The 12,456-nt window shown below is 62.9% G+C and carries 10 protein-coding genes and 1 pseudogene; all 11 read right to left on the reverse strand.

Translation table 11 applies throughout. From position 1 onward, the window contains the following. Positions 1-6: 6 nt before the first annotated feature. The gene (locus tag FGZ14_RS20690; RefSeq protein ID WP_180754657.1) at positions 7-798 is read right to left on the reverse strand and encodes a phosphatase PAP2 family protein; all 792 of its coding nucleotides are present in this window, start codon (positions 796-798) and stop codon (positions 7-9) included. Positions 799-837: 39 nt separating this feature from the next. After that, positions 838-1,323 (reverse strand): hypothetical protein, encoded by a 486-nt coding sequence (locus FGZ14_RS20695; protein WP_044019279.1) that lies wholly within the window; start codon positions 1,321-1,323, stop codon positions 838-840. A 96-nt stretch (positions 1,324-1,419) separates the two neighbouring features. Then, entirely contained in the window at positions 1,420-2,718 is a 1,299-nt protein-coding gene (locus tag FGZ14_RS20700) for a HAMP domain-containing sensor histidine kinase (protein ID WP_139926223.1), read from the reverse strand. Then, positions 2,715-3,392 carry a response regulator transcription factor gene (locus FGZ14_RS20705; protein ID WP_044019281.1) on the reverse strand — a complete coding sequence of 226 codons (678 nt, stop codon included), beginning with the start codon at positions 3,390-3,392 and terminating at the stop codon, positions 2,715-2,717. Before FGZ14_RS20705 ends, FGZ14_RS20700 begins: the two co-directional genes overlap by 4 nt. A gap of 124 nt (positions 3,393-3,516) precedes the next feature. Further along, positions 3,517-4,239: pseudogene (locus FGZ14_RS20710) on the reverse strand (VIT1/CCC1 transporter family protein). A gap of 121 nt (positions 4,240-4,360) precedes the next feature. Next, positions 4,361-4,783, reverse strand: coding sequence for a hypothetical protein (locus FGZ14_RS20715; protein WP_044019282.1), 423 nt, complete (start codon positions 4,781-4,783; stop codon positions 4,361-4,363). Between the two features lie 148 nt (positions 4,784-4,931). Continuing rightward, positions 4,932-5,249: a hypothetical protein gene (locus tag FGZ14_RS20720; RefSeq protein WP_044019284.1), complete on the reverse strand. Its 318-nt coding sequence runs from the start codon at positions 5,247-5,249 to the stop codon at positions 4,932-4,934. Positions 5,250-5,299: 50 nt separating this feature from the next. After that, positions 5,300-8,398 (reverse strand): efflux RND transporter permease subunit, encoded by a 3,099-nt coding sequence (locus FGZ14_RS20725; RefSeq protein ID WP_044019285.1) that lies wholly within the window; start codon positions 8,396-8,398, stop codon positions 5,300-5,302. Between the two features lie 3 nt (positions 8,399-8,401). Then, positions 8,402-9,631: an efflux RND transporter periplasmic adaptor subunit gene (locus tag FGZ14_RS20730; protein ID WP_044019286.1), complete on the reverse strand. Its 1,230-nt coding sequence runs from the start codon at positions 9,629-9,631 to the stop codon at positions 8,402-8,404. A gap of 20 nt (positions 9,632-9,651) precedes the next feature. Further along, positions 9,652-10,938 (reverse strand): TolC family protein, encoded by a 1,287-nt coding sequence (locus FGZ14_RS20735; protein WP_052381933.1) that lies wholly within the window; start codon positions 10,936-10,938, stop codon positions 9,652-9,654. A 449-nt stretch (positions 10,939-11,387) separates the two neighbouring features. Beyond that, entirely contained in the window at positions 11,388-12,053 is a 666-nt protein-coding gene (locus tag FGZ14_RS20740) for a phosphatase PAP2 family protein (RefSeq protein ID WP_044019288.1), read from the reverse strand. Positions 12,054-12,456: the final 403 nt, after the last annotated feature.

Raw genomic sequence — 12,456 nt, forward strand, 5'->3', positions numbered from 1 at the left:
TAAAAATTATAACACCATCACCAAGGTCGCCCCCGTGGCCCCATTGGCGTAGCTGGGCAGCAGCACGGCGTGGTGGCCAAACCGGCTGGTTGGGCCGATGACGCGGCGAGTGGCGCGCTGCAGCAGCGGGTACACCCGGTACACTATTTCCGTGGACAGCATGCCTACCCCGGCCCCGGCCACCACGTCGGAGAGCCAGTGGTTATCCTTGGCCACGCGCAGCCCGGCCACGCCCGTGGCCACAGTGTAGCCGCCCACCCGGTACCAGATGCTCTGGGCACCGTACTCTTTGTCCAGAAACCGGGCCGCCGAAAACGCCGCGCTGGTGTGCTGGCTCGGAAACGACTCGAAGCTGTTGCCCTGGGGGCGCTCCACGCGGGTGATGCGCTTAAGGTTGCTGGTAATCGTGTTATTAAGCGTGTAGGTGAGAGCAAATAACACGGCCTGGTTGAGCGAGTTATGCTCGCCCTTCACCCCCAGCAAACTCAGGCCCAGCGTGGTGTAGGCGGGCGCGTGGCGAAGCTGGTCGTCGAGGTTGGTACGCACCCAGCGCAGGTGTTCCCGGCTTTCCTCCCGCACCGCTTCATCGGAATTGATTACCTCGACATGCTCTGTCGTGAGGGCCCCGGCTGCTATTAAAGCCGCCGGCACTACCAGCCCCCGCAGTACGACCCAGGTAGCGGGCCGGACCCGCTGCACCATTACGGAAGAGGTAGCGTGGGCACTATCGGGCACCAGCAAGCCCGGCGTTAATGCCGTTTGCTGAGCCTGCGCCGCCCCCACTGACCAAGCCAGCACACCTCCACTTATAAGGGGAAAAGCTGTTTTTCTCATAACCTAACGGGGGGAGCTGGAAACCTTAACAGGTTGGCTGAGCCGGTGCCCATCGGCCAGGAAGCGGAAGCGCATCGCGGGGCCACCGGGCGCGGCGAGCAGCAAGTTGTAGTGGAAGCCGGCCGGCGTTTCAACCAAGTGCATCGCCCGGCGCTGGTAGGAGCGGTAGTAGCGCTGCAGCGAATCCTGCAACCCGGGCGGTATGTCTTCCCCAAGCATCGCCAGCTGAGTTTCCTGCACCTGGCCGGCCGCGGTCAACCATACGTCTACGGGGATGGTCTTCCAGATAAAAGAGGCGTGTAGCCGGTTTGAGTCCGGGTGCCAGCGCAGCTGCTCCAGGTGCGTGCCGAATTTCTGGCGCAAAGCGTTTTGCGCTGCTGCTGGCACCGTGATAGGCTGGCCACTGCCCGACTCGCATCCGGTCAGAGCGGCTAATGCTCCAAGGCCAAACAGGAAGAGTAAAATGTGTGGGCGGAGCCGTGAGAGCATACAGGGAGGAAAAGCCAAGCCTGGAGTGGTTTGGCCCGCAGTCTATAAATCGAATCTGAAGTAATTCTGACGTGCGGCCTCAGAACTGACGCTGGCTTAGCCCGCTGACACTTGAGTATCCGGAGTGGAAGCTGCCTTTTTGGGTGCGAAGTCCACCCGCAAGGTATGCAGGCTGGTAGTCGGCTCGAAGCGGTAGCGCACGGTAAAGCCATAGTACTGGCAGATTTGCTGCACAATCGACAAGCCCAGGCCCGGCGAATCGGAAGCAGCTTGGTGCTTGCGGAACCGCTCGAAAAAGCGGGCTGGGTCGCCGGTCACCGTTGGGCCCGTGTTGCTCACTTCCAGGTACGCTGGAGTCAGCGTCACATCAATAGTGCCCCCGCGGTGATTGTGCTTAATGGCGTTCTGCAGCAGATTGTGTACCAGCGAATCGGTCAGGCCGGCGTGCATCTGCAAGGCTGGCACGCCGCTGAGGTGGGTGCGTAGCGTCACGTGCCGTACATCGGCCAGCGACTCAAACTGAAGCACTTTTTCTTCCAGCAGCCGGTCCAGGCGTTGCGCAGAGGTGTCTGCGAACTGACGGTTCTCGATTTTACTGAGTAGCGTGAGGGCCTGGTGCAAGCGCGAGAGCCGCAGCGTGGCCCCGTACAGCTCCGACACCAGCGTAGCCAGCTCCGGGTTTACCAGTTCCGGCAGCTGCAGCATCTGCTCCAGCTTGGCTTGCATAATGGCCAGGGGGGTCTGGGTCTCGTGGGCGGCATTAGCCGTAAACTCCCGCACGGCCTCGTAGTCGGCTACCAGCCGCTGGCTCATCAGGGTCAGGGCCTGGTTTAGCTCGGCAAACTCTTCGGTGTTGGTCGGCGGAAACGTCAGCACCTGGTCCTGCTGCACGCCGTAGCCGCGCAGCACCCGTAGCGTATTGCGGAACGGGCTCCACAGCCACTGCCCCAGCCAGCGGTTAATCAGAATAACGCCCAGCAGCAGTAGCCCCAGCACGCCCACCATCACGCCCAGTACCACGGCCAGTACGTCCTCGGTTTCCACCAGTGACTTGCGCAACGTTACCCAAACCAGCTCTTGCCGCACCCGTAACGGAAACGTAAGCTGGCGGTGCGGCACCATTTCCTGCTCCTGTGGGTCGAGCAGCAGCGTGTCGCTGTAGCCGATGCGCTGGGGTCGGTGGCTGACTGCCATCTGGTACTCAAAGGGGGAGGTGGGCAGGCCCACACCATTCTGCACCCGCTGCTCCAAATATACGCGGCGATTGAACAACTGCTCTTCCACCTCGTGCTGCAAGGCGCCGAATAGCCCGTAGTAGAGTACCGCACTGGCCACAATGAACAGCACCGTGGTCAGCAGCAGGTAGTAGCGGTTGGTTTTGGTGAGCAGCTTCACTCGGTGCTGAGTTTATAGCCCACGCCGTACATGGTACGGATGTAGTTGTCGGCCCCTTTTTCCTGGAGCTTCTTGCGCAGGTTTTTCAGGTGGGTATAAATAAAGTCAAACGAGTCAGCACTGTCCACGGCATCGCCGCATAGGTGCTCGGCAATGGATTCTTTGGTCAGCACCCGGTTAGGGTTGGCGAGCAGAAACAGCAACAGATCGTATTCCTTACGGGTGAGTACCAGCGGCTGGTCCCGCACAAACACCTCGGCTTGCTCGGGCCACACCAGCAGGTCGCGGAAAGCAATGTGGTGGCTGCCCTGGAACTGGCGCCGCCGGATAATGGCCCGGAGCCGCGCGTTCAGCTCAGCCAGGTGAAAGGGCTTGGTCAGGTAGTCATCGGCGCCCAGGTCCAGGCCCGTCAGCCGGTCATCAAGGGCATCACGGGCCGAAATAATCAGCACGCCGGCCCGGGAGCTGTCGGCCTTCAGTTCGCGAAGAATATTCAAGCCGTTGCCGTCGGGCAGGGTTAAGTCTAGCACCACACAATCGTACTGATATAGCTTGATTTTCTCCAGCGCCTGCTGGTAGTCCCCGGCGACCTCGCAGACGTATCCCGCCTGCCGCAGGTAGTCTACGAGCGTATTGCGCAGGTAGACCTCGTCTTCAATCAGCAGCAGTTTCATGGTAAATGGGCAAAAGCAGGTCTTCCCTGATGGGATAGTGAAGGCGAAATAAGTCCGTAAATCTGAAGGAAAGCTGAAGCGCCGGGCTGCCGGCGCGTTCAGGCGGGGGTAGTATTGGATCGCCTTACCTCCCAAAGAGACGGGCAACGTAAAATGCGGCCCCGGCCGCGGCGGCCCCGGTGCTGGCCATCTTGAGGGCCCCCCACACCGGCGGCTGGCCGGTGATGCGGCTCTTGAAGTAGCCGAAGATGAGCAGGCAAACCAGCGTAATAAGGGCCGACCAAAGCAGGCCCTGCCAGGGCGTGCTGGTGAGGAAATAGGCACTGAGCGGAATGAGGCCGCCCACGGCGTAGGCCCCGGCGATGGTCACGGCGCTTTTGGGAGCCTGGCGGGGATTGGGCGCTTCCAAGCCCAGTTCGTACTTCATCATGAACTTCACCCACTGTTCAGGGTCAGCTGTCAACTCCTGCATGGCCACTTCCTGGGTGGAGGGGCTCAGGCCCATTTCAGCCAGCAGCTCCTTAACTTCGCAGCGCTCCACCTCGGGCACTTCCCGTACTTCCTGGTGCTCGCGCCGCAGTTCGGCGGCTTAGTGCTCCACCTCGGTGCGGCCGGCCAGGTAGCCGCCCAGGCCCATGGCAATGGAGCCGGCCACCACTTCGGCCAGGCCCGCCGTGATGACGAGGCTGGACGAGGCCACGGCCCCGCTTAGGCCCGCCGCCAGGGCGAAGGGCACCGTCAGGCCATCCGACAGACCGATGACGATGTCCTGCAGCATGGCCGAGCTGGTCAGGTGCGTTTCGGTGTGGGCACGTATTTCAAGAAAGGCGCGGGAGTCGGGCTGCATGAGCAAAGAAATAGTCAGTTAAAGACTATGAAATAAAGTGCCGCTACCCCAGGCGTTTGCCAAATCAATTGCGCTGTCCCCGAAGTAGTCGGCTATTTCCCCCTAGTATGCTGCTGCCGCATTACCGGCTCCCGGCGTCTTTTACAAACACTTTAACTCCGGTGTATTCGGCAGAATTGTTCTTTGACGGCACGGGCACCACCACCAGCACGGGCTCGTTGCCGGTAAGGTTCGCCAGGCGCAGCAGGGGCCGATAATCATGGGTTTGTGCGTGCGCGGATTGAATCAGATAGCTGTACACTCTTCGGGTGCGCGCGCTGTAGCCGACCCGCAGCAGCAGTGTATCGCGGCGAAAGAGGCGGACGCTTTCGGAGGCGTCATGCGCGGCTACGCTGTCCCACTTGGGCCGGCCCAACTTGCTTTCCACGCGGTCAATATCCAAGCCCAGCAGGTCGGGGACGTTGAATACGGGCGCAGTCTCGGCTGCCTGTTTTACGCTGTCCGATTTGGAACCGCAGCTAGAGGTAAGCAAGCCGATGGTCAAACACAGAAGCAGCCGGTAGCAGGGATGCCTGCAAACGCGCAAGAATCTTATCATTGAATACTTAAGTTTGTTGACAGGTTGGCGTAGGCAGTGACTGATGACCCCTGCTGACCGCGACATTGTGGAAGAAGTTGATTTTCCGGCCGACTTAAGCGAGGTTGGCCGATTTATGCTTTATGCGACCGGGCTTGACTGGGCAGATAAGCTCATCAGGGGCACGCGCCACGGCCGGCAGGTGGTCGCGCCGCGCCCGAAACTTTTCGCCAAACTTTCGGGTCAACGAGACCGCTATCTGCCGGTAATCGTCGGCGGCGAGGTACACCAGCAGCGACTTGTCCATGGGTCGGGCGGCCACCGTGCGCACCGCGTCGGGGTCTACCGCCACCGAAGGCGAAAGGGCGCCATGTGGAGTCAGGCCGCTGCTGAGCAGCAACACCAGCCCGGCTCCGGCCCAAGCGACGCGCAACCTGATTGAGGGGTTTGGGTTCGTAGTGGGGCAGACGACAGTCATCGGAGCTAGGCGACGGCTGGTTCTGCCCGCGCTGGTTCCGCTCCGGCCTTGCGGCCGAAAGCCCAATACAGCGCGGGCATGCCCAGCAGGTTAAGCACCGTGGAGGTGATGACGCCCCCGAGAATAACCACCGACATGGGGTGCTCGATTTCAGAGCCCGGCTCGTTGCCGGCCAAGATGATGGGCAGCAGGGCCAGCACTGAGGTCAGGGCCGTCATGATAATGGGCGATATCCGCTCCAATGAGCCGCGGATAATCAGTTCCTTACCGAATGGCATGCCTTCCTCCACTTCCAGATGGCGGTAGTGGCTCACGAGCATGATGCTGTTGCGGGCCGCCACGCCCAGTACCGTAATAAACCCCACGATGGAGCCCAGCGAGAGCACCCCGCCGGTGAGAAACGCCGCCAGCAAACAGCCCGACACGGCGAAGAATAAGCTCAGAATCCCCAGTACGGCCAGGCGCACGGTGCCGAAGTCGGTGTAGAGTACCAGGAAGATACCGATGAGCGAGAGGCAGACCAGCAGGGCCATGCGGTTCTGCGAGGCCTGTCGCTCGGCGTACTCGCCCAGGATTTCGGGGTGGTAGCCGGCGCCGAAGGCCACGCCGTCCACCTGCGCCTGCACGTCGCGGGCCACCGAGCCCAGGTCGCGGCCCCGCACGTTGAGCGTTACGTCGATGCGGCGCGACGAGGCCTCGCGGGTAATTTCGTTGGGCGTGGGCACGATGCGCACGTCGGCCACCTCGCGTAGGGGCACGGCCCCGCCACCAGGCAGGCCGATGAGCAGCTCGCGCACGGCCCCGAAGTCGGCGCGCATGGCTGGCTGGCCCCACACGGCTACGTCGAAAATCTTTTGCTCCTGGTAGATTTCGCCCACCTTCCGGCCCTTCACCACGGTGCTGATGGCCTGCAGCACCGTGCCGGGATTCAGACCGAATCGGGCCGCGGCTTCGGGCTTCATCTTCACCTGAATCTGGGGCACGAGCGTCTGCTGCTGCACTTTGAGGTCCACCACGCCCTCTACGCCTTCGAGCTTGCTGCCCACTTCCTTGGCCTTGGTGTAAAGCTGGTCGAGGTCGGGGCCGAAGATGCGCACCACGATGGTGGCCGAGGTACCGGTCAGCACTTCCTTGATGCGCTCGCGCAGGTAGGTCAATAGGTCGCGGTACAGGCCGGGGTAGCCGTCGACCACCGTCTGGATTTTGGCCACGGTGGCCTCATAGTCCACCTTGGGGTCGACGGAAATCCACAATTCGGTAAAGTTGGGACCCACCACCTCGTCGGCTACTTCCGCCCGGCCGATGTGGGCCCCGAAGTTGCGCACGCCGGGAATGGCGCGCAGCTCCTTGCTGGCCCGCACCGTGATGCGCGACATGGCCTGCAGCGAGGTGCCGGGCTTCTCTACCCAGTGCATGAGAAAATCGTACTCCTTGAAGTTGGGCAGAAACTCCTGGCCGAAAAACGGCAGCGTGAGCATGGAGATAACCGCGGCTGCCGTCAGCGACCAGGCCACGCGCTTGGGCCGGGCCAGCAGGGTGGGCAAGATGCGGGCGTAGTGCCGTTTGAGCCAGGCCACCACCGGCGCATCTTTCGACTTTTTCTCCGCCGCCTTAGGCAGCAGAATCAGGGCCAGGGCCGGCGTCAGGGTCAGGGCCACAAACAGCGAGGCCAGAATGGCCAGCACGTAGGCAAAGGCCAGCGGCTGGAAAAACGCCCCCGACAAGCCCGGCAGCAGGAAAATGGGCAGCAGCACCAGCGCCACGATAACCGAGCCGTAAATCACGGCCGAGCGTACCTCCATGCTGGCCTCGTACACCACCGCAAAGGCCGTTTTAGGCGAGCCGGCCTCGTGATTCAGCCGCAGGCGGCGCATGATGTTTTCCACGTCGATAATGGCGTCGTCCACGACTTCGCCCAGGGCAATGATGAGGCCGGCCAGCACCATCGTGTCGATGGTTTTGCCGGAGTAGCGTAACGCTAACGCCGCCGCGATGAGCGAGGTGGGCAACGCCAGCGCACTGATGAGGGCCGTGCGCCACTCGTACAGAAAAAACAGCAGCACCAGCACCACCAGTACGCAGCCGATGAGCAGGGACTTGTTCAGGTTGCTGAGCGACATTTCAATAAAGGTCGCCGGCCGGAAGATGGTCGAGTCGATTTCCAGCCCCTTCAAACCGGGACGCATGGCATTTAGCGCGGCTTCCACCTGCTGGGTCACGGCCAGGGTGTTGGCTCCCGGCTGCTTTTCCACGATGAGCAGCAGGCCGGCCCCGTCGTTAATTACGGCGTCGCCGATGGGGGCGGGAAAGCCCTCGACCACCTGCGCCACTTCGCCCAGCTTCAGGCTCACGCCGTTGCGGAACGTGACGGGCATCTGGGCTAGGTCAGCAGCGGACTGGATGGCCGAGCTTTGCGACACGGCCAGGCGCTGGTTGGGCGAATCGATAAAACCGCCGCCGGCCAGCGCGGTAGCGTCGGCCGCCGCCTTTTCTACTTCGGCCAAGGTCAGACCCAGGGTGCGCAGCTGCTCGGGGTTCACCAGCACCTGCAACTGCCGGTCGCGCTGCCCCCAGATGGCTACGTTGGCCACGCCGGGCACGGCCATCAGGCGGGGGCGGATGCTCCAGCGGGCCAGCGTGGTCATCTCCACCTGGGTCAGACTATCTGACGACACCCCAATTTTCAGCACCCGGCTCGTCGAGGACAAGGGTGAAAGCATCACCGGAGGCCGGGCTACGCCGGGCAGGGTAGGGGCCACCCGTGCCAGCCGCTCCTGCACCGCCTGCCGGGCGTTGTTGATGTCGGTGCCTTGAGGGAAGTACAGCACCACCGACGAGAGGCCCAGCACCGATTTGGAGCGGATTTTCTTGACCTCGGGCGTGCCGTTCAGGGCGTTTTCCAGCGGCACGCTCACCAGGGCTTCCACCTCGGCGGTGCTCAGGCCGGGGGCTTCGGTCTGCACTTCCACGTAAGGCGGCGCAAACTCCGGAAACACATCCAACGGGGTGTTACGCACCACCTGCAGCCCTGCTGCCAGCAATACGCCAAACAGGATGACTACCACCAGCCGTAGTCGCAGCGCCGATTCTATTATCCACTTCATCGCTTAGTGGCTGCCGCCAAATTCGGTTCCGAATAACTCCGCCGCACCGTCGGTCACGACTTCGGCGCCGGCTTTCACGCCCCGCGAGATGACCACCTGGTCCCCCACTGCCCGTTGCACCTCCACTCGCTGGCGGACGTACTGCAAGGGCTTGGTGCGCACGTACACCCACTGCCCGCCCGAGGCGTCGTAGAGTAGTGCGGCCGTAGGCACAGTCAGCGCCGCCGTACTGGTAGCCGCACCCGTCATACCATTTGTGGCGCCGCTGGCCGCGTTGCCCAGCGTCACGTCCACGGCCACCCGCTCGCCGGGGCGAAAGGCCTCGTCGGTGTTGTCAATCTCGTAGAACACATCGGCCGTGGCCGTGCCCGCCGTGCCCCCAATGGTGGGCGCTTCCACCGGCCGCGCTTGCCGGGCCGCGCCGCCGTTCAGGGGCCGCACGGTCACTGCCTGGTCCTTGCCCAGGCGGCGCAAGTCGCCCACGAACAGCGGTACCCGCACCCACACCTTGTTCAAGGAGGCCAGTTCCAGCAGCACGGTGTTGGCCGTCACCAGCGAACCCGGCGCGACCGTGACGCGCTGCACTACCCCGCTCAACGGTGCTTTGATGGGCAGGCTCTGCCCGCCGCCGGTGTTGCCGTTCAGAGCACCCTGTCGGGCCCGGGCATCGGCCAGGGCCCGCTGGGCCAGGGCCACGTCGGCGCGGGCATCATCGCGGGCGCGCACGCTGCCCGCGCGGTCAGCCAGCAGGGCCTCGGCCCGTTGCAGGCGCGCCTGGGCTACCTGCAGCTGGGTGCGGGCCTGGGTGGTGCCTTGGTCCAGCGTGAGCAGGTCGCGCTCGGCGGGCAGTGCCACCAGTTGGTACAGGGTTTGCCCCTGTCGCACGCGCTGGCCGGCCGTGAGGCTGGCCCCGCCACGCAGCGTGCCCTGCACCGGGGCCACGATGGTCACAGCCTGGCCCGGTACGGCCTGGATTTCGCCGCCCACCTCGCGGGTGGCCTGCACGTTGTCGGTCTTGACCGCCACGGTTTTAATGCCCAGCCGCTTTTCCGCGTCGGCGGTAATGGTCACCGTGGTCAGGTCTGACTCCTTGACCGGGTTTGCAACCTCGGAAGGGCTGACGGCTTTGGGCTTTTCAGCTTTGCCGCAGGCAACTGCGCCACAGAGCAGGCCACTCAGTGCCAGGCAGCGGGACGCTGCCAGCAGGGAGAATGTAAACTTGGGGAAGTACATACAGAGAAGAAATCGAAGAATTAGAAGCGGCCGCCCACAGCGTAGCGCAGCCGGGCCAGGGCGCGGCGCTGGTCCGCGCGGGCGTCGGCGGCACGCTGCTGGGCATCGAGCAACTGGCGGGTGGTTTCGGCCACCTGCACGTAAGGGAAGTCGCCGTTGATAAAGGCATTGGTGGAGCGGCGCAGCGCGTCCTGGAGGCTGGGCAGGTAGCTCCGCTCCCACAGGGCGACGCTCTGGGTGGCCTGCTCGTACTGGGCGTAGGCCTCGCGCACGTCCAGGTTCACGGTCTGGCGCAGGGTCAGGTACTGCCAGGAGGCTTGTTCCAGCTCGGCTTTCACCCGCGAAATGCGGCCCTGGTTGCGGTTGAAGAGGGGCAGGCCGATGGTTGCGCCCGGCCCCAGGTGCACCGGGTTGGGGTTGTTGAAGCGGGCGTCCAGCGAAACGATGAACGAAAACACCCGACTCCGTTCCCACCGCAGCCGCTGGCCAATGCCCTCGATGCCCACCCGCGCTGCCCACAAGTCGGGCCGGGCAGCGTAGGCCGAATCGAGCAGCGTCGGCAAGGGCGGCACCAGAGTCGCCGAGACGGGAGCGGCGGTGAACCGCAGGGAATCGGCATTCACGGAGTCCAGGCCCAGCGTAGCCAGCAGGCGCAGGCGGGCCACCCGGTTGTCGCGGCGGGCCCGGTAGTAGTCGTCGACGGCGCGCAGGGAATCGGCGCTGGGCGCCACGGTTTCCAGCTCGCTGGCCTCGCCTGCGCGGTAGCGGGCCCGCACGATGCGCGCTACTTCGGCCCGCATCACAATGGCCTCACGGGCGATGCGCAGCCGCTCATCGGCCAGCGTGATATCCGTGTAGCTTACCTGGGCGTCGCGGCTAACCAGCAGGCCGCGACTGACGAGGCTTTCGGCTACGCGCTGGGTTTCCAGCTGAGCGGCCCCCACGCGCGACGGCCGCTGCCAGAGCAGGTCAGAGGCTAGGCTCAGCGCCATGGAGAACGGGGCGGTACCGTGGGCCGTCACCAGGCTCAGCACGGGATTGGGAAGCAAACCAGCGTCTTGTAAATCGGCCTGGGCCAGCGCCAGCGTGCTCAGGTCGGCCTGGAAAGCGGGGTTGCGGGTCAGGGCCAGGCGGATGGCCTCGTCTTCGCTCAGGCCGTCCTGCAGAGTAGGCAGCGCCGGGGCCAGGGCGCTGGCGCTGCGGGCCGTGCCCAGCTCGTAGCCGCCGCGGGCTTGCAGGCGCCGGGCCACATGGTCGCGGGTGTACGCTGACTTGGTGCTGACGCAGCCGGCCAGCAGCAGCGGCAAAGCCAGTAGCCAAACGCCGCGGCGGTGGAGGGGAAAGACCAGAAGATTTGAAAGTCGATTCGGAAGGAAAAAAGTCACGGCAACTAACTATGAGTGCAACAAAGCGAAGAGCGCATGGCTACCGCATGTGAGGTTGTAAAACAGGATTGTTTTATCAGCTGTCCGCCAGCACTCTGCTTTAAAAGCATCTTGCTGTCATATGAATGGTACTTTAGGTATTTATGAAGAATGCGTGAAGCAGCACTACGCACAAGGTTAGGCACCGTTTCTGAAGCAATTCTGAATAAACCCTATTAAGCCAGAAACTAACGGTCCCGTAGTGAAAAAGCCCGTTAGCCAGCTTCCCGACTGGTTAACGGGCTTAGAATATCTTGTCAGCGCTAAACTGAGTTGTATACTAAGGGCGTGTAAAGGCGACTTGGCCGACTACTTCGGCCCTCACTCCCGAATTACCTTAGCAGGGTGGACCGGTTGAAAAGCAGGTATACACTCGTCACCCAGCCAACGGACGCAATCCAGCCCGCTAGCACATCGGAAGGATAGTGTACGCCCAGGTACATGCGCGAAATGCCCACCCCCAGCACAAACAGTGCCCCCGGCAGCCACAGCAGCCAGCGCCGGGGCGAGTGGGCCAGTATCAGCCCCAACGCCAGCACCACCGCCGCCGACCCCATGGCGTGGCCGCTGGGAAAGCTAGGCGTCGTTTCCGGAGCCAGAGATACCCAGAGTGCCGGTCGGACCCGGCCTAACAGCGCCTTCGCCAGCAGGTTGATAACCATAGCGCCTCCAACTGCCCACGAGAAAAACCAGGCTTGGTGGTAAGAGCGGCGCCAGAACAGGAAACCCGCAATGAGCAGGGTCACAACGGCCATTACCTGGGGTCCGCCGACCCGGGTCAGCAGCAGGTTGAGGGCGTCCAGCGGGGGCGTAGCATGGGCATGCAGCCACCGCAGAAAGGCCTGGTCGCCAGGGAAGCCTTCCCCCTCCCGGATTTCTGAGGCGGCCTTCAGAAACGCGCTCCAAGGCAGGATAATGCCTAGTAGCAGGAGTACTACCACCTGGCGCCGCTGCCGGAGCAAGTGGCGCAGGAGGTGAGTCAGATCAGAGAGATCCATAGTGAACAGTCTTGTAAAACCTCTTTCCGTACCAACTCACAGGGGAGCCGGCAAAAGCAAGACTAGTATCGGATTCTGAGTAAAAACTGAGGCCTAGCCACCAAGGAGCCTGCTGCAGCTTGTCCAGGTGCGTCTGGAAGTTGGCCGGACCCCGCCGCTCCAGCCGGATAGCGGCGGTCAGGCAGGCGTCAGTTTTGCTTCAGAATCAGCGGGCACCTTTGCCGTCGCACTCTATCTTATCGAGCTTGTAGCAGCGTCTGCTCACTAGTTGCCCGGATAAGGTGCCAGATGCCGCTTTCTGTGTCAGTGGCTGGATCATAAATACTTCACCTGGCTTCAGCCAACACGCCAGCTATTTCATACCGATGGCCAAGACTCCGCCTTTTTTCCAGCATAACCAGCA

Origin of the sequence: Hymenobacter sp. DG01, from assembly GCF_006352025.1 — a bacterium.
GTDB lineage: Bacteria > Bacteroidota > Bacteroidia > Cytophagales > Hymenobacteraceae > Hymenobacter.